Below are 16,753 nucleotides of genomic sequence, written 5' to 3' on the forward strand. Positions count from 1 at the left end.
TCCAGAGGAGGGGCGCGCGCAGCGCCCCTCCTCTGGCACGGAGTGATCCGCGGCGGTCGCAACCGCCGCGGAGAGCCCGACCCGCAGGTCGGGCGGACATGCGCCGAGGCCTCGCCCGCAGGCGAGGCCGAGGTGTGAAACGCATGCCACGGAGTGCCCCGCTGAAAGCCCCGAACTAAATCCTTCCGAAGCGCATGACCAGCTTCCCGTCCTTGAACACGCGGACCGCGCCGGAGGAGCTCACGGCGAAGGCGATGGCCTTCGTGAGCTTCGTGATGCTCGCGGCCGCGAGGTGGCGGCCGCCGAGGCCGCTTGCCACGGGGACGTGCTGGTCGGTTTCGAGGTATCGGCCCGCGGATTCGATGACGCCGTCCGCGCGGACGATGAAGGCGCCGTCGATCTGCGCGAACTCCTTCACGGTCTCCCAGAGCGCGTCGTCGAGGAGGTTCCGGTCCTTGGGCGCGTAGCCCTGGAAGGGGTTGATGACGGCCTGGCGGGAGTGCGCGAGCACGTTCTCGGAATCGCCCACGATGAAGATCGTGCCGATGGGCTTGCCCTCGCGGCCTTCGCGCGCGATCTCGCTTGCGAGCTGCATGACGCGCTCCGCGACGGGGAGCGCGACGCGGTCCGCGAGCTCGGCCTCGAAGTGCGTGATGTGCAGGTCCCGGCCGGCGTCGAAGAAGAGGAGGCCGTCGAGCGCGTCCTCGTTCCAGAGCAGGACGAGGACCTTGTCCTTGGGGCCGATGCTGCCCGCGAGGAACGCGCCCATCATGAGGTCGCGGATCTGGGCGAGGGCGCCGAGCGATCCCGCGAGGGGCTCCTTCAGGTGGATGACGTCCTTCGCGCGGTCGCGGGCGCCTTCCGCGATGTGGCCGCGGCTCGTCGCGACGACGACCGGGAGGCCCTGGATGGCGAGGGCGGCATCGGCGACCTCGGACGAGTCCGTGAGGATGAGGAGGACGTTCGACTTGAAGCGGCGGGCGAGGCCGGGAACCGCTTCGAGGAGCGCGCGCGCCGTGTCCACGCCCTCGTATCCGCGTCGCGCCCAAATAGGCTTCTGGGTTTCACGCGACGAGGTCGCGCGGGTCGGCGATCTCGCCCCGGAGCGCGGAGGCCGCGACGGTCGCGGGCGAGGCGAGGTAGACCTCGGCCTGGCTCGAGCCCATGCGGCCCTTGAAGTTGCGGTTCGAGGACGAGATGCAGCGCTCGCCCGGCGCGAGGATGCCGCCGGAGGCGCCCATGCACGGGCCGCATCCGGGGGTGCCGACGACGGCGCCGGCCTCCATGAGGGTCGCGAGGGTCCCGTCCGCCATCGCGGCCATCATGACCTCGCGGCTCGCGGGGGTGACGATGAGGCGCGTCTCGTCGTGGACGCGGCGGCCCTTGAGGATCGCGGCGGCTTCGCGCAGGTCGTCGAGCCGGCCGTTCGTGCAGGACCCGAGGAACGCCTGGTCGACGCGCTTGCCGAGGACCGAGGAGACGGGGTGGACGTTGTCGACCGCGTGCGGGCACGCGATCTGCGGCTCGAGCTTCGAGGCGTCGAAGCGCCGCTCGTCCGCATAGCGGGCGCCCGCGTCCGAGCGGACGACGGGCCAGCGCGCGAGGGTGTCTTCGCCGCCGCGCTCGCGGAGATACTCGAGCGTGCGCGCGTCCGGCGCGATCATCGCGACCTTCGCGCCCATCTCGATGCCCATGTTGCAGAGCGTCATGCGCTCGGAGACCGCGAGGTCCCGGATCCACGAGCCCTCGTATTCGACGGCCATGTAGTTCGCGCCGTCCGCGGTCACGTTCCCGATGACCGCGAGCGTCATGTCCTTCGCGTAGACGCCCTTCGGAAGCCTTCCGTCGATCGTCACGCGCATCGTCTCGGGAACGCGCAGCCACAGCTCGCCCGCGGCCCAGACGGCGGCCATCTCGGTCGCGCCGACGCCGTACGCGAAGGCGCCGAACGCGCCGTAGGTGCAGGAGTGGGAATCGGTGCCGACGATGTGCATGCCGGGCATCACGTGGCCCTTCTCGGGAAGCACCTGGTGGCAGATGCCCTCCTTCATGTCGTAGAACGTGCCGACGTTCGCGAGCTTCACGAACTGGCGGACCGCCTTCTGCTTCGTCGCGGTCTCGATGTCCGGCGCGGGCGAGCGGTGGTCGAGCGTCATCACGATCTTCGACGGGTCGAAGAGGCCCTTCACGGGGATCTCCTTGAAGATGTTCGCGATGAGCGCCGCGTTGTCGTGGCTCATCACGAGGTCGACCTTGGCGGTCACGACCTCGCCGGGCTTGACGCCCGCGGGGCGGCCGCCGACGCGGGCCAGGATCTTCTCGGACATCGTCGCGCCGGGCATGGGAATGCCTGGACGAATCCCTGCCCCGTGATAAGCGTTCCCCTCGGTGGACGGGGGGTTCACGCCTTCCGGCGCGCCGCGAGCGCGAGAAGCGCCGCGGCGGCGGCGAGGAGGACCGGCGCGGGACCGGGGGTTGCGCGCGTCGGCGGGTCCCCGATCGGGGGGTCGAACGGCTCGCCGATCACGAAACGGTCCACGAGGGCGCCCGTCGGAACTTCGTGGGCCTCGACGGCGAGCCGTTTCGCGTCCGCGCGTACGTGGGTCACGTGGAAGGTGGAGTTCGCGACAGCGAGCCACTCCGGGTAGGGCGGAGGCCGCAGGTCGTACTTCTTGTTCCCGCCTCCGCCCGTCACGACGTACACCGGACCCTCCCCCTCCGCGTAGACCTCGGGGCCCGCGGAGACGGGCTTCCCATCTTTGAGTGCGTGGGTCCGCGCGTAGATGTGGTCGTGACCCGTGAGCACGAGGTCGACGCCGTGGCGTTCGAAGAGCGGTCGCCAGTGGGCCTCGATGATGGGGTTCCCCTCATAGGCCCCCCACGTGTACACAGGGCGGTGGAACATGACGACAAGCCAGCGCGCGGCTTTCGCCTCGGGCGAGGACAGAAGCGCGTCGAGACGCGCCATGAGCGTCTGGTTCCCGGCCGCGTCCTTGCATTCGCCCGGCTGGATATAGGGCGTGTGGACGGTCGCGCGGGACGTCGCGCAGGCGTCCTCGGAGTTGACGACGACGAAGTGGACATTGCCCGCGCCGAAGCCGAAATGGAACTCGTCGCCCGGAAGCACGAAACGCCCTTTGAACTGGTCGTACGAGCGCGAATCGTAGGCGGTCGGGATCGGAACGTCCTCGCGCTCGTGGTTCCCCGCGGCGGGCATGAGCGGGCGGGAAGCGGCGAGCGGCTCGACCATCCCGAACCAGGTTTCCCAGCCGATGCTGCGGCCGTCCGCGTACGAGATATCGCCCGCGACAAGGACGAGGTCGGGGTCGGCCGCGAGGGCCGCGGCGACGGTCTCGCGCGACGTCGCGTGTTCGTGCCCATGGTCGGCGAACGCGACGAAGCGGAGCGGTTCGCCCGCCGCCGGGGGCGCGCGCGCCTCGAAAACGGGACCCGCCTGCTTGTTGAGCACCGCGCGGTAGCGGAAGGTCTTCCCGGGCTCGAGGTCCGTGAGCACGGCGGAATAGACGGCGATGCCCGGCGGGAGCGAGGCCTCGAAGCGCGCCTCCGCGACCTTGCCGAGCGCGTCGGTCGCCCCGTACTCCACGCGCGCGTCGAGGTTGCGCTCGCCGCCGACGTTCGCGAAGGTGACCGCAAGTCCGCCGGGCACGATCGAGAGATGGTGCTGGTTCGGGACCGCCGCGAGCGCCCCCGGGACGAGGAGGATCGCGAAGGCGAGGACGACGAGGGCGCGGGCCATGCGGCCGGGAAGGCGCCCGGGGGTCAAGAGCGTTCGGGCCGTGGCGCAGGGCGCCCGCCGGTCGCGGGTAACCTATAAGTGAAGACCCTCCATAGTCGCGTCGTTCCTCTCCAGGGTTTCGCTATGACCCCTCCCACACGTTTCTCGGACCTCCCGCTCTCGCGCGAGGTCCTCGACGCCCTCGCCGCGATGGGCTTCGAGTCCCCGACGGACATCCAGCGCGAGGCCATCCCCCCGCTCCTTGCGGGCAAGGACGTGATCGGCCAGGCGCAGACCGGCACCGGCAAGACCGCCGCCTTCGGCATTCCCGTCGTCGAGCGCATGGGCCCCAAGGGCCGCAAGCCCCAGGCGCTCATCCTCGTCCCGACGCGCGAGCTCGCCGAGCAGGTGACGGGCGAGCTCCACGAGATCGGCCAGTTCAAGGGCATCGACGCGGTGCCCGTGTACGGCGGCACCGGATTCGGGCCGCAGATCAAGGGCTTCCGCGAGGGCGCGCAGGTCGTGGTCGGGACGCCCGGGCGCGTCATGGACCACATGCGCCGCGGCAACGTGCGGTTCGACGAGATCAAGATGTTCGTCCTCGACGAGGCCGACCGCATGCTCGACATGGGCTTCGTGGACGACATCAAGTGGATCATGGCGCGCATCCCGCGCGACTGCCAGCACCTCCTGTTCTCCGCGACGCTGCCGAACGCGATCCTCACGCTCGCGCAGGAGATCATGCGCAATCCCGTGAACGTCGCCGTGAGCGAGGACAAGCTCACGGTGGAGGGCACGGAGCAGATCTACTACAACGTCGGCTACCGCAACAAGGTGTGGGCGCTCTACCGCGTCCTCGAAGCGGAGAAGCCCGACCTCGCGTTCGTGTTCTGCCGCACGAAGATGGAGGCCGACAAGGTGAACCGCCTCCTCAAGAGCCACGGCTATCCGTCCGAGGCCCTCCACGGCGACATGAGCCAGAAGACCCGGAACGAGGTCATGGACGACGTGCGCCAGGGCAAGGTCAAGATCGTCGTCGCGACCGACGTCCTCGCGCGCGGCATCGACGTGTCGCACTGCACGCACGTCATCAACTACGACATCCCGGAGGATCCCGAGTGGTACGTGCACCGCATCGGCCGCACGGGCCGCATGGGCCGCACCGGGAAGGCGATCACGTTCGTGACGAGCGAGGAGGGCCGCGCGCGGCTCGACCTCGAAGCCGTCTCCGGCGGGACGCTGCGGCTCGAGGAGGTTCCCGAGACCGAGGGCGGCGGGAAGGACAAGATCCAGAAGGTCATCGACTGGAAGGAAGTCAGCGACCCGACCGGCATGGTCTCCTTCCGCGTCGAGGTCGGCGCGAAGGACGGCGTCAAGATGATCGACATCTTCAAGGCCGTCAACAAGAAGTGCGGCTTCCGCGAGGACACGCTCGGGAGCATCTGGATCCGCGAGGACCACGCGATCGTGCAGGTGCCGTGGCTCGAGGCCAAGCGCTTCCACGCCGCCTACGCGAAGGGCGAGCTCCTCGGCAAGAAGGCGCGCGCCGAGATCGTGGCGACGCGTCGCGCCTGAGGCTGTCAAGGCCGGCCGAGAAACGCCAAGTACCCGTCCCGCGACCCCGGGACGATGTCGACCCTTCTGCGCGGCCTCGCCGCCGAGAGCCGTCTCCTCGCCGCGTCCCCGTTCGCCGCCGGAGCGCTCGTCGTGCAGGGGCTATTCCTCGCGGCGCTCGCGCTCCCCGGATACGAATCCATCGCCCGGGCGCTCGTCGGCCTTTTCGTGTGGGGACCGCTCCTCCTGCTCGGCCCCGTCGCGGCCCACTTCGCGACCGTCCGCGCGCAGGGCCACTGGTCGCTCGCGCTCGCCTCCGGGGCCCCGCCCCGGCGCCTCCTCGTTGCCGCCCTCGTCGCGCCCCTGGCCCTCCTCGCCGCGTACCTCGCGCTCGCCGCGCCCTTCGCGGTCATCATCCTCCTCGAGGCGGGCGCCTGGTGGCGCGACGCCGTATTCGCGACCGCCCTCGGGAGCCTCTTCGTCGGAGCGTGGGTCGTCGTCGCGGCGCTCGCCTTCGCGACCGCGATGTCGCCGCGCACGCCCGCGGGCAGCGCGGCGCTTGCGACCGGCGCAAGCATCCTCGCGCTCGCCGCGCCGCACGTCGCGGAAGGCCTTGCGGACGCCGCCCCGGTCGGCGCCCTCGTGTGGGCGACGCCGGAACGGATCGTCGCCGTCGCGGCCGGCCTCCGCGCCGCGCCCGACGACCTCCACCTGCGGTTGGCGCTCGCGGCCTTCGGCCTCCTCGCCGCCTTCGCGGTGCTTCTCGTCGGCGTGGGCGGCGCCCCGGGCCTCGATCCCGGCGCGGGTCGCGCGTGGCGACGGGCCGCGCCTCCCGTCGCCCTCGCGCTCCTCGTCCTTCCCGTTCTCGCGGGCGGGACGCTGCCGCCCATGGTCGACGCGTGGCAGCCTCCCCCTCCGACGGCCTCGCCCCTCGTCCACTGGGCGACGGCGGAGAACCTGCGCGGCGAGCCGACCACGCTCGCGGCGGGCGCCGAGCGCGCGGTGCGCCTCGTCGGCGACGCGCCCGCGGGAACGGGACCGGTCTTTGTGCGCTTCGCGACGCCGCCGGACCTCGTGGTGCGGCCGACCGAGATCCGGCTCGCGCCCGTCGAGGATGGCGGTGGAAGCGCCCGCTACGAGGCGGAGGTCACGTTCGCGCTCCTCCGCGTCGCGCACCTCGGCCGCGACCTCGGCCTTGCGGTCTCCGTCGCGACCGCGTTCGAGGACGGACGCGAGGAGCACACGCGTCTCGCGATGACGCGACCCCTCGCGACGCCGGCGGCCGACGCGATCGGCCCCCCCGCGGCCCTCCTCGCCGTGCTCCTGCCCCTCGCCCTCGTCGCGCGGCGGAGGCGTCGATGAGCCTCATGCTCGAAGCGCGCGGCCTCGCGCGGCGCCACGCCGCCCGCCTCGCCCTCGACGACTTCGCGATCGACCTCGCGCGCGGCGAATGCGTGGGACTCCTCGGCCTCAACGGATCCGGCAAAACCACCGCGATCCGCCTCCTCGCCGGCCTGCTTGCGGCCGACGCGGGCGCGGTCCGCCGCGCGCCGGGGTCGACGTTCGCGTTGGTCGCGGAGGAAGCGCCCGCCTACCCATCGGGCTCGCGGGTCGCGGACGTTTTCCGATATCACGAGCTGTGGTTTCCCCGACCGCCCCCCGCACTCCCGGCCGAGACGCGCGGGGCGCTCGCGCGGCTTCTTCCGCCCGCCTACGACGAGCGGAGCGCCGCGTCGCTCTCGGGCGGCGAGCGGCGCCGCGTCGACCTCGCGCGGGCGTTCCGGTCGGGCGCGGACGTGCTCGTCCTCGACGAGCCCACGAAAGCGCTCGACCTCGCGATGCGGCCCGCGGTCTGGGCGCTCGCGCGCCAGCACGTCGAGCGCGGCGGGAGCGTCCTCCTCGCGAGCCACGACGTCGAGGAGATCGTCGCGTGCGCCTCCCGGGTCGTGGTGCTCGCGAAAGGCAAGGTCGCGCACCGCGGGCCCGTCGCGGCCCTCGCGGGACCGGCCCTGCGCGCGCACGTCGTCGCGACCCCCGGACTCGTGCGCCGGCTGCGCGAGGTCCGGGCGCTCGCGACGCTCCGCGTCGAGACCGAGGCGAGCCTCGTCCTGCCGTGGCCCGCGCCCGGGGCGGAGCAGGCGCTCAGGGGCGCGCTCGCGGCCGCGGGCGTCGAGGCCGCGATCGAGCCCACATCGCTCGCCCGCTACAACCTCGCGCGGCTCCTCAGGGGCGAGGCGCCGCTCGCGCCGCCGTGACCATGCCCGCGGCGAGGCCTCCGGAGAGGGCGGCCACGACCCCCGGGGTCGCCACGTCCCAGGCGACGGGGCCTCCCGCGAGGCCCGAGGCGAGGCCCTGGCCGATCGCGACCGAGACCTGCACGAGCGCGAGGATGGAGGCGGCGGAGAGGGCGCCCGCGGCGAGCGCGCGGTGCATCGGGCGCAGGCTCACACCACCCGGATCGTCGTCGCATACGGGTAGTCCTTGCGGATCCAGCAGTGCCAATCGCACCAGTACACGTTCCCGCTCACGACGACGGTCGAGCCCCGCTCGACCTTCACGCTCTCGCGCAGGAATCCTTCGCAGGTCGCCCCGCAGTGGATCTGCTTCGTGGTTCCGGCGGTAACCTGGAGGCTCATGAAGGCGGAATCGGCCCAACCGGGAAGGTCGAAGGCGTACTGTCCGACGGCGGTGTAGGCCACGCGCGATTCGGCCGAGGGCGAGGCGTACGTGTAGCTGCGCTGCGTGACCTGGCAGCGCTCCCCTTCGGTCGAGCACCAGGCCGAGACCGCGGGCGGGTAGGAGCCCGATTTCGGGATCACGGGATGGACGACGACGATGTCCGCCGCGACGACGGGCGCGACGGCGGCGATCGCGAACACGAGCGCAAGGAAACGGTGGCGGAGGCTCATTGACCGCACGACGCCTGCCGACCGCAAGGAGTTCATCCCGAGATCGCCGCGGAGGCGTCAAGGTCGCGGCAGAAAGACGATGCGACGCCGTCGCGACCGCCCACCCGATGCGAGCCTTCGCCGCTTTCGCCCTCATCGCGTTTGCATGTCCAACCGTCCCCGCCTCGCACGGAGCCGTCATCGAGGAGATCGGCGAGCCGCTGCGCGCGATGCTGAACGCGCGCGGTCAGAGAAACGGCCTCGACGAACCCGCGCACGTCGAAACGCTCGTCCTCGATGCCTTCCACGGCCTCGGACGCGAGCACCCGTGGGCGCCATCGCGCGCGACCGGCGGATGGAGCCCGGCTCTCGTCGCGCCCGGCCACGGAAACCTGTTCGCCTGGTACGGATCCTGGGAGGATTTCGACGCCGACGGCGAGATCGACGAGGCGGACTGGGAGCTGATCGCAATCGACGCGCGGCTCGTCGCCTACCTCGATCCCGCCGCGCGGCCCCAGGTCGCCCAGAACCGGGAGGCCCCGCCCAACGAGCCGGATTTCGACCTGCGTCGCGCGGGCGACCACTACGAGGGCGCGGGTCTCGGCTTCGTCTCCGCGACAGGCTCGCTCGCGGAGACGCTCGAGACCCGCGTTCTCGCGAACCCGGATCTGCGCTTCGCGGGCGACGACGCCCTCGCGTGCCCCGCGTCGTGCCTCCTCGACATCGACCGCTACGCGGCCCTCGCCCCCGCGCCCGTCGCGTCGCTCTACGCCGCGACGCTCGCCCCCGTCGAACGCGCGCTTCCCCCGGTCTCGTTCGCGGCCGTCGCATGGGTCGAGCGCGCCTTCGCCGCGACGCCCGTCGCGGGCCCGTTCGCGGATGTCGCGCGCGCGGCGGCGGCCGCGACCTTCGCCGAAGCGGAGGACGAGTGGGAACCGGAGAACGGGGCGTCGCAGGCCCTTCTCGGCCGCTCGGCCTACCTGAACGAGACGCGCCACGCGTTCGACGCGCGCTTCGTCGCCGCGGTCCCCGCGCCCGGCGCCGTCGCGACGGCCCCCGACCTTAGCGGCGGAACGTTCCTCGCCGTCGAGGCCACGATCGTGCTCTGGCGCGACCGCGACGAGGACGGGGCCATCGACGCGTGGGAGACCTTTGGCGCGTGCCCCGTTTTCGAGGGGCGCCCGGTCCCGCTCGCGATGCGCGCGACGCCGCTCGAAGCGTCGGGCGGCGAGGTCGCGGTCGCCTTCACGTACGCGTCCCACGGGCGCGCCCCCGGGACGCCGACGGGCGAGGTCCTCGCGGCGGGCGTCCCGATCGAGGACACGCTCGCGTGCGACCCGGCCGATCGGGGCGCGGGCCTCTACAGGTCCTCGCGGCTCTGGTGGTTCCCGGCGGGCGCGCCCGCGCTCCGGCTCGAGGTCGGGTCCCCAAAATCCCCCGCGGCGAACGTGACGCACGAATCGAACGGCTACCGCCTCGTGGAGTGGTTCTGGGACGCCGACCGGCGCCCGCGGACGCCGTGACGCGCGCGGCAATCCTATATGCGATGATCCGGATGGGGCCTCGTGGCCGCGACCCCCGTCCTTCCCCTCCTTGCCGCCCTCGTGAGCGGCCTCTTCGCCGCCCACGTCTGGCGCCAATATGCCCGTCGGCGGAAGGTCCACCAGCTCGCGTGGGGCCTCGGCCTCTCCCTCTTCGCGCTCGCCTCCGTGCTCGAGGCGGCCGTCATCGCGTCCGGCTGGACGGTGGCGCTCTACCGCGTGTACTTCCCGGTCTCGGCGTCGCTCGTGGGGCTTCTCGGCATCGGCACGCTCGCGCGCGTCGGACAGCCCGCGGTCACGCGAAGCGCAATCGGGATCTTCCTCGCACTCACGGCTCTCGCGGCGCTCGGCCAGTTCACGGTGCCCCTCGAGGCCTCGACGGTCGTCGGCGCGGGCGACGACGCGCGACCGCTTTCTGAATGGGACGCGGACCTCGGCGCGAAGGCCATCGCCTTCCCGCAACCCGCGCGCGTCGCGTCGCTCCTCCTCAACGTCCTCGGCGGCCTCGCGCTCATCGCGGGCGCGCTCTGGAGCGCGTGGAAGCTCCGCGCGTGGGGGCTCCTCCTCATCGGCGTCGGCGCGATGTTCCCGTTCCTCGGCGGGTCGCTCTCGACGCTCGGCATCGCGGACGCGCGGACGCTCGCGCAGCTTGCCGGCATCATCGTGATGTTCGCCGGCTACCTCGCGGGCGAAGCCGCGGGCCGCGCGAGCCGCGCCGCGCCCGCCACGGCCTGATCGCGATCGAGGCCGAACCGGTCCTGCCCCTCGGCGTACGCCGTCCGCGCGGCCCGATCCGCCGCGCGCCACAGGTCCTCGCCGCCGCGCCGGGGCTCCACCGCGAGACCGCGCGCGACGGCCTGCGCGAGGGCGTCCGTCTCCCGGTCCACGAGCCCGTAACCCTGCGTGAGCCACGTCGCGCCGGGCGCGCCCGGGACGATCGTCGGTCCCCAGCCGGGCTCGTGGCCGTGTCGGCGATGGCTTTCGACGACGTCCATCGGACGGGCGGAGCGCAGGAAGGCTCCGAGCGCCTCCTCCGCCGTGAGGACCCCGTCGTCGAGCGGGCCCATCGTGGTCGCGCGTCCGCGCGCGACGACGCCGCCCGTCGCGCCGCCCGTCGCGTCGCGGGCGGCCTCGCGCGCGGCGACGAGCACGTTCGCGTACCGCCCCGCGGCCTGCGGGGTCGCGGCCGAGGTCTGGCCGAATCGCGCGTATCCGTCGAAGGCGTCGAAGGTCGCGGCCGTCGCCCAGCTCGCGGCGTACACCTCGGCCGTCTGCGCCGAAGCCGCCTCCGGCTGGCCGTACGTCTCGTTCCACGCGCCGACGCGCACGACCCAGGGCAGGCCCCGGATCGACGCGAGGTGCGTGGAGGTCGGGACGTACACGCCGCCGACCCTCGGGTTGTCGCCCGCGGCCGCGAACAGGGCCTTGCCTTCCCGCGCGGCCTCGCGCGCGACGTCCGAGAGCGACGCGGAGAGCGGGACCTCGGTGAGCGCGCCGGGGCTCACGCTGACCGCGTCGATCCACGTCTGCTCGGCCACCCAACGGAGGCCTCGCAGGGGATCGCCCGACACCATCACGATCTCGCATCGTGGGCACGCGCCGACGGTCGCCCCGGCAAGGACGCTCGCGGCCCCCGTGCCACGGCCGTCCTCGTCGAACCGGGCGCGGCCGCCGAAATGCACGAGACCCACGATGTTCGTGCCCGCGACCCAGTGGAGCGCGTCATTCTCCGTCGCGTTCCAGGTTTCCGCATCGGCGGCGCGCGCGAGCGGCAGGTTGGCCGCTCCGAAGGCGAGGTCGAGGCGCTTCGCGGATTCCGGGTAGCCGGGCATCCACGACGAGGGCGGGTGGACGCGGCCCTCGCGGCGGAATTCGACGTGATAGGGATTGATCCCCGTGTCGATGAGCGCGACGACCGCGCGCGGACGTTCCCGCAGGCGCGCGAGGGTCGCGTCGTGGACGACGCGGAAGCGCGCGGCCTCCGCACCGTCGAGGCGGAGGACGATCTCGGCCGAGGCCCCCTCGGCCGCGTCCTCGGGCGCCGTGACGAGCACGTCGACGTCGCGGCGCTCGCCCGGGTCGAGCCTCGTCGCGGCGGGCGTCTCGGCGCGCCAGCCCTCGGGCGCGTCCGCCGTGAGGTTCGCGCCCGCGGGCGCGTCGGACGTGCTTGCGACGCGGACGCGGACGGGGACCGCGATGCCGGGCGCGACCGGGCTTGCGTGCGCGGGCGCGCGCACGACGACGGCGCCGGGCGCGCCTTCCCATGCGAGGACGACGCTGTAGGCGACGGGCCCTTCGGCGGCCACGAGGCGGAGCCGGAACGTCCACCCCCCGGGCCCGCCCTCGAGGATGCGCGCCGCGTCGATGCGGCCCTCGCCCCGGTCCGCGAGCACGCGGCCGAAGGCCTGGCGTCCGGGCGGATCGTCGACGACGACCGCCACCCTGGCGCCCGCGTCCGCGGCGAGCCGGAACGAGAGCGCGGCCGCGGAAGGCGGAAGGTCCACGACGTGCGTCGCGGAGGAGAGGGCCTCCACCGTCGCTTTGGGATCCGGGACCGCGAGCCGGCCGGAGAACGAGGCGGCCCCGCCGGGCCGCGCGGCGGGCGGCGGGGCGGCCGGGTCGGGCGCGTGGGTCGCAAGCGGCAGGAGGACGGCCGGAACGGACAGGGCGAGCGCGACGAAGATCGCGAGCTTGCCGAGGTGGCGCATCCGGGCACTCCCCGCTTCGAGCGGACCGGTCACGCCATAAGCGTTTCGAACCCGGTCCCGGTCCAGAACGCAGAAATGCGCGGGGCGTCCTTCCGGCGCGTTGACGCTCCGCGTGCACCTCGAGGACGGCGGGAAGGCCGCGCTCCTCGCGACGGTCCTCGAAGCCCGCGGTCCGCGCCTCGTTCTCGACCGCTCGATCTTCTACGGCGGCACGGGCGCGTACCGTCATCCCGCGCCCGCGGACCGCGGTCACCTCGTCGTCGCGGGCCACAAGCTCAAGCTCGTCTCCGTGCGCGAGACGCGCGAAGGTCGGCTCGTCCACGAGGTCCGCGGACCGCCGCCGCCCGCGGGCGCGCGCGCCCAGCTCCATCTCGACGTCGAGCGCCGTCGCGAGGCCATGCGCGCGCACGCGGCCGCGCACCTCGTCGCGGGCGCGCTCGCCGCGCGCGGCGTCGGGTTCGCGGCGCCGGTCGAGGTGGTCGGGGGCGGTCAGGCGAAGCTCGTGCTCGACGTCGCGCCGGGCGCTGCGCCGAAGCTTCTCGCGGAGGCCGTTTCGGAGGCCCGCGCCGCCGTCGCCGCGAAGGCGCGCATCGTGACCCGCTGGGCGACGCGCGAGGAGGCGCGGCGCGCCGAGACGCCGTCGCCGACCCCCGTCGGGGACCTGCCCGCGGGCGTCGATCCCGTCCGCCTGGTCGCGATCGGCGAGCGGTGCGTCGTGGCGTGCGATGGCCCGCATCTCGCGCACGCGGGGGACGTGGGCGACGTCGCGGTCGCGGACGTGCGGCCGCGCGAAAACGGCGTGCGCGCGATGCTCAAGGTCGCCCGCTGTTAGACCTCGCGGTGGTGCGTGGATGCGCGAAAACAGCGCCGGAATCCGGCGAGGGAGCCGCGCGGTCGCGCCGCGCGGCGGAACCGCGTTCAGCGGTTGAGGAGTTCCTTCTTCTTCGTCCACTTCGCGACGGCTTCCGGGAAGCAGAGGTGAGCGGCGGAGCGCCACTTCTTGCCGCAGTTGGGACAGAGGGACTTGGCGGGCGTGGAAATTCCTCCTCGACGGGACTCCGCGACGGCGCGTGGCCCTTATATAGGCTTCGCCGGAGGGACGTCGACGGGAACGCCGAGCGGGGGCTTGAGGAGCCGCGCCGGGTCGAGGCCCTGCGCGCGCCACCACGCCTCGAGCACGACGGGCGGCTCGTCGACCGGCTCGTCCGCGAGCCGGAACGCCCCCCAGTGGACGGGGAGCATCGTGCGCGCGCCCGCGTCGAGGAACGCGCGTCCCGCCTCGGGCGGGTCGACGTGGACGGGCGCCATGAACCAGCGCGGCGTGTACGCGCCGATCGGAACGATCGCGAGGTCGAGCCCGGGAAACGCGGCGCCGATCTCGCGGAACCCGTCGAACCATCCCGAATCGCCCGCGTACCACGCGCTCGAACCGCGGTCGCCCTCCACGACCCATCCGCCCCAGAGGGTCTTGTCGCGGTCGAACCCCGTGCGGCCGCTGAAGTGCTGCGCCGGGACGAACGTCACCCGGTGGCCCGCGAGGTCGGCCGCGCCCCACCACGAGCGCTCCTCGACGCGCGTGAATCCGCGGCGGCGGAACCACCGCGCGACGCCTTCCGGACAGAACACGGGCGTCTCGCGCGGAAGCCGCTTCACGGTGGGCGCGTCGAGGTGATCGTAGTGGTTGTGCGACAGGAGGAGCGCGTCCACGGGCGGGAGGTCCTCGAACGCGAGGCCGGGCGGCGTCGCGCGCTTGAAGAAGACCCCGATGCGGGTCGAGAGGACGGGGTCCGTGAGGTACGTTTTCCCGTCGAGCTGGAGGAGGACCGTCGAGTGGCCGAGCCACGTCGCGCGCACGCCCGAGGTGGGCGGCGCGCCGGGCTTCGGATCGTCCGCGGCGCGGCGCGGAACGGACACGGGCCGCTTGTCGCGCTTCGGGCGCTCGCGGCGCCAGCGCAGGAATTCCCTGAACGTGGGCTCCTTGAGGCCGCCGCCCCGGGCGAAGGCGGGGTTCACGTAGCGGCCGGCGACCTTGAGCGGATCGGTGCGCTCCACGCGGGCGCGAAGCGACCCCGGCGGGTTGAGGCTTCCGGCTTCGCCGCTTCGGACCCTCGCGAGGGCGCGCGCCTCGTGCGGGAACGCGAGCGGCGGCAGGGCGTCGAGCGCATGCCACGCGAGCGCCGCGACGTCGTCCATCGCGCGCGGCTCGCCTTCGACGCGGGCGACGTACATGAGGTTCAACGTGCGCTCGTCCCCGTAGTCGCCCACCGCGACGTCGACGAGGACGGGATCGCGCACCGCAAGGCCCGTCTCCTCCGCGACTTCGCGCGCGAGGCCCGCAAGCGGCGCCTCGCCCCATTCGAGGAAACCGCCCGGGAGATCCCAGAGGCCCCGCGCCGGTTCGCGCGCGCGCCGCGCGAGAAGGACTCGACCGCCGCCGTCGAGGAGGATGGCGCCGACGGCGGGCTTGCTGTTCCGCCACGCCGTGACGCCGCACGCCGCGCACGTCGCGTGGCCGTCGACGCTGGGCGGGGAAAGCGCCGCGCCGCACGCCGCGCAGTGCCTCCGCGGGGTCAGACCGTCACGCGTCCTTCACGCCTGAGCGTCACGCGCGGTCATCTCCCGCACCCTGCAAAACGCTTGCCTCGGCTTGGCGCAAGCGCTTTGCATGGTCGCCCGTCTTGTGCGCCGAAGACGCCGCTCGGCGTCGTTGGGGTGTAACTCCATGCAAGGCATCCAGACCGTCCAGCTCGTGTACGCGACCATCGAAAACACGCCCGGCCAGCTCTCCCGCGCGGCCTCCGCCCTCGGCCGGGAGCGCATCAACATCGACGCGCTCTCGCTCGAGACGCAGGGCCACCTCGGCATGCTGCGCCTCCTCACGACCCGCACGGGCGAGGCCGTGAAGGTGCTCCGCAACCAGGGCATCGAAGCCCACGAGAGCGAGGCCATCGCGATCCCGCTCGGCAACCGCCCCGGCGAGCTGGGCCGCGTCTCCTCGGAGCTTGCGGCCGCGGGCCTCAACATCGAGAGCGTCTTCCCGACGCCCGACGGGCGCCTCGTCATCCGCACGAACGACGTGCGGCAGTCGGAGCGCATCCTCGGCAAGCTCTGATCCCCGACCTCACGGGGCGGCGCGGGGCCGCCCCCTCCTTCTCAACCGAGGCGCGCGCGGATCGCGGCTTCGGCTTCCCGCGCGTCGAGCGCGAGCGCTTTCGCCACGAGCGCAAGGAACGCGCGCTCGCGCTCGGCCGCCCGTCCGTCGGCCGCGGCAACCTCGAGGGCGGCGCGGAAGACGGCCAGGCGGATCGCCGGGGGAACGGCCGCGGCGCACGCGACGACGTGCGGCTCGAGTCCGCGCGCGGCGATCGATCGCCCCGCCTCCGCGACGAGGAGCGCGACCCGAGAGGGCGCGACCGCGATCGCGGGCTCGAGACGCTCGAGGTGGAGTGTTGCTTCGCGAAGCTCCGAGCGGACCTCCTGACCATCGGCCTTCACGGCGGCGACGAGGAGGCCAACGACGGCGGCCTCCGGAGTCAACGTGGATGGGACCATGCCTGCACCGGGCGTGGGCACGGCGCTGATCCTACTTGACCCCTCGCCGCCTCAGGGAAGGATCTCGACGCCCGAGATGACGACGCAGACCGAGTTCGAGTAATGGGTCTTGCCGGAGGATTCGCCCTTGCCCGAGACCGACACACAGAACTGGGGCGCCGGGAAGACGGGCGCCTCGACCCGGTAGCGCTTCGTCTCGTCGTCCGAGAGAGGACCGAGCCCGTTCACGGACTGCGATGCGGAGACGCCCGCGCGGATCGTGAAGGTCGCGCCGAGCGAGGTGAGGTTCTCGCCAAGGTGGTTCAGCACGTCGAACGTGAAGACGCCGTGCGGGCGCAGGGGGGAGCAGATGCCGTTCTGTCCGCACTCGGGATTCGTGGGGCCGCTCCAGCCCTCCCAGAAAACGACGTGATACGCGTACGCGACGTTCGAAAGGACCAGGGCCGGGTCCCCCTCGCCGCCGTGGGCGGAACCCGCGGGAAAGGCGGCCGCGACGACGGCAACGGCCGCAACGAGACTCCAAAGGACGGGACGCATGGGATCCTCGACCCCGTGGCAGGCCATAACCGCGCTCGTGATACCCTATGCGAATCTCAACAACGCGACGCCCCGTATCGCGGCGACAAGACCAAGCCGCGGCCTGCGCCGGGCGGCCGCATCGACGCGGACGGGAACGTCGTGGACTCGCGGCTCGTCAGCGCGTTCGAGTATCCTCCCGCGCACCGCCACCGGCACGTCGCGGCCGTCGCCCGGGGCCCGCGCTCGACGACGGGG

General features: G+C 73.1%; 16 protein-coding genes. 7 read left to right on the forward strand and 9 right to left on the reverse strand.

Going from position 1 to position 16,753, the window contains the following annotated elements; all coding sequences use genetic code 11:
• Positions 1-175 precede the first annotated feature (175 nt).
• From VM889_04090 to VM889_04100, 3 genes are read right to left on the reverse strand one after another with little or no spacing between them, the layout of a single operon-like run.
• Entirely contained in the window at positions 176-1,024 is an 849-nt protein-coding gene (locus VM889_04090) for a diadenylate cyclase (GenBank protein HVL47718.1), read from the reverse strand.
• A gap of 40 nt (positions 1,025-1,064) precedes the next feature.
• Positions 1,065-2,342, reverse strand: coding sequence for a 3-isopropylmalate dehydratase large subunit (locus VM889_04095; GenBank protein HVL47719.1), 1,278 nt, complete (start codon positions 2,340-2,342; stop codon positions 1,065-1,067).
• Between the two features lie 59 nt (positions 2,343-2,401).
• A complete protein-coding gene (locus tag VM889_04100; GenBank protein HVL47720.1) occupies positions 2,402-3,757 on the reverse strand; it encodes a metallophosphoesterase in 1,356 nt (451 codons plus the stop codon).
• Positions 3,758-3,880: 123 nt separating this feature from the next.
• Between VM889_04100 and VM889_04105 the strand changes: the two genes are divergently transcribed.
• Genes VM889_04105 through VM889_04115 form a run of 3 tightly spaced genes read left to right on the forward strand, consistent with a single transcriptional unit; the run spans position 3,881 to position 7,545 of the window.
• Complete coding sequence (locus tag VM889_04105; GenBank protein HVL47721.1) at positions 3,881-5,311, forward strand: DEAD/DEAH box helicase; 1,431 nt, start codon at positions 3,881-3,883, stop codon at positions 5,309-5,311.
• 54 nt (positions 5,312-5,365) lie between these two features.
• Complete coding sequence (locus tag VM889_04110) at positions 5,366-6,652, forward strand: hypothetical protein (protein HVL47722.1); 1,287 nt, start codon at positions 5,366-5,368, stop codon at positions 6,650-6,652.
• Entirely contained in the window at positions 6,649-7,545 is an 897-nt protein-coding gene (locus VM889_04115; GenBank protein HVL47723.1) for an ATP-binding cassette domain-containing protein, read from the forward strand. The genes VM889_04110 and VM889_04115 overlap by 4 nt, the downstream gene beginning before the upstream one ends.
• On the opposite strand, the gene VM889_04120 is transcribed toward VM889_04115, so the two are convergent.
• Together VM889_04120 and VM889_04125 are read right to left on the reverse strand one after the other, a co-directional pair.
• The gene (locus VM889_04120) at positions 7,514-7,738 is read right to left on the reverse strand and encodes a hypothetical protein (protein ID HVL47724.1); all 225 of its coding nucleotides are present in this window, start codon (positions 7,736-7,738) and stop codon (positions 7,514-7,516) included. The two genes, VM889_04115 and VM889_04120, sit on opposite strands and share 32 nt — an antisense overlap.
• A complete protein-coding gene (locus VM889_04125; GenBank protein ID HVL47725.1) occupies positions 7,735-8,199 on the reverse strand; it encodes a hypothetical protein in 465 nt (154 codons plus the stop codon). Before VM889_04125 ends, VM889_04120 begins: the two co-directional genes overlap by 4 nt.
• A 107-nt stretch (positions 8,200-8,306) precedes the next feature.
• Here VM889_04125 and VM889_04130 point away from each other — a divergent pair, with 107 nt between their 5' ends.
• Positions 8,307-9,701 (forward strand): hypothetical protein, encoded by a 1,395-nt coding sequence (locus tag VM889_04130; protein ID HVL47726.1) that lies wholly within the window; start codon positions 8,307-8,309, stop codon positions 9,699-9,701.
• 42 nt (positions 9,702-9,743) lie between these two features.
• Positions 9,744-10,454, forward strand: coding sequence for a hypothetical protein (locus VM889_04135; protein ID HVL47727.1), 711 nt, complete (start codon positions 9,744-9,746; stop codon positions 10,452-10,454).
• On the opposite strand, the gene VM889_04140 is transcribed toward VM889_04135, so the two are convergent.
• The gene (locus tag VM889_04140) at positions 10,397-12,460 is read right to left on the reverse strand and encodes a S8 family serine peptidase (protein ID HVL47728.1); all 2,064 of its coding nucleotides are present in this window, start codon (positions 12,458-12,460) and stop codon (positions 10,397-10,399) included. The two genes, VM889_04135 and VM889_04140, sit on opposite strands and share 58 nt — an antisense overlap.
• 67 nt (positions 12,461-12,527) lie before the next feature.
• Between VM889_04140 and VM889_04145 the strand changes: the two genes are divergently transcribed.
• Positions 12,528-13,259, forward strand: a complete 732-nt coding sequence (locus VM889_04145) for a hypothetical protein (protein ID HVL47729.1) — start codon at positions 12,528-12,530, stop codon at positions 13,257-13,259.
• Between the two features lie 245 nt (positions 13,260-13,504).
• On the opposite strand, the gene VM889_04150 is transcribed toward VM889_04145, so the two are convergent.
• Positions 13,505-15,001, reverse strand: a complete 1,497-nt coding sequence (locus VM889_04150; protein ID HVL47730.1) for an MBL fold metallo-hydrolase — start codon at positions 14,999-15,001, stop codon at positions 13,505-13,507.
• Positions 15,002-15,149: 148 nt separating this feature from the next.
• On the opposite strand from VM889_04150, the gene VM889_04155 reads away from it, so the two are divergent.
• Positions 15,150-15,539 carry a hypothetical protein gene (locus VM889_04155; protein HVL47731.1) on the forward strand — a complete coding sequence of 130 codons (390 nt, stop codon included), beginning with the start codon at positions 15,150-15,152 and terminating at the stop codon, positions 15,537-15,539.
• Between the two features lie 41 nt (positions 15,540-15,580).
• Here the strand turns inward: VM889_04155 and VM889_04160 are convergent, their stop codons facing one another.
• Together VM889_04160 and VM889_04165 are read right to left on the reverse strand one after the other, a co-directional pair.
• Entirely contained in the window at positions 15,581-16,000 is a 420-nt protein-coding gene (locus tag VM889_04160) for a TerB family tellurite resistance protein (protein ID HVL47732.1), read from the reverse strand.
• Between the two features lie 30 nt (positions 16,001-16,030).
• The gene (locus VM889_04165) at positions 16,031-16,516 is read right to left on the reverse strand and encodes a hypothetical protein (protein ID HVL47733.1); all 486 of its coding nucleotides are present in this window, start codon (positions 16,514-16,516) and stop codon (positions 16,031-16,033) included.
• Positions 16,517-16,753 lie beyond the last annotated feature (237 nt).

The organism is Candidatus Thermoplasmatota archaeon (assembly GCA_035540375.1).
Classification (GTDB): Archaea; Thermoplasmatota; SW-10-69-26; order JACQPN01; family JAJPHT01; genus DATLGO01.

Bases quoted from the DNA above. Each gene is read 5' to 3' on its own strand.
- VM889_04165 (HVL47733.1), bottom strand. From the start codon at position 16,516: ATGCGTCCCGTCCTTTGGAGTCTCGTTGCGGCCGTTGCCGTCGTCGCG.
- VM889_04130 (HVL47726.1), top strand. From the start codon at position 8,307: ATGCGAGCCTTCGCCGCTTTCGCCCTCATCGCGTTTGCATGTCCAACC.
- VM889_04110 (HVL47722.1), top strand. From the start codon at position 5,366: ATGTCGACCCTTCTGCGCGGCCTCGCCGCCGAGAGCCGTCTCCTCGCC.
- VM889_04125 (HVL47725.1), bottom strand. From the start codon at position 8,199: ATGAGCCTCCGCCACCGTTTCCTTGCGCTCGTGTTCGCGATCGCCGCC.
- VM889_04105 (HVL47721.1), top strand. From the start codon at position 3,881: ATGACCCCTCCCACACGTTTCTCGGACCTCCCGCTCTCGCGCGAGGTC.
- VM889_04095 (HVL47719.1), bottom strand. From the start codon at position 2,342: ATGCCCGGCGCGACGATGTCCGAGAAGATCCTGGCCCGCGTCGGCGGC.
- VM889_04100 (HVL47720.1), bottom strand. From the start codon at position 3,757: ATGGCCCGCGCCCTCGTCGTCCTCGCCTTCGCGATCCTCCTCGTCCCG.
- VM889_04115 (HVL47723.1), top strand. From the start codon at position 6,649: ATGAGCCTCATGCTCGAAGCGCGCGGCCTCGCGCGGCGCCACGCCGCC.
- VM889_04155 (HVL47731.1), top strand. From the start codon at position 15,150: ATGCAAGGCATCCAGACCGTCCAGCTCGTGTACGCGACCATCGAAAAC.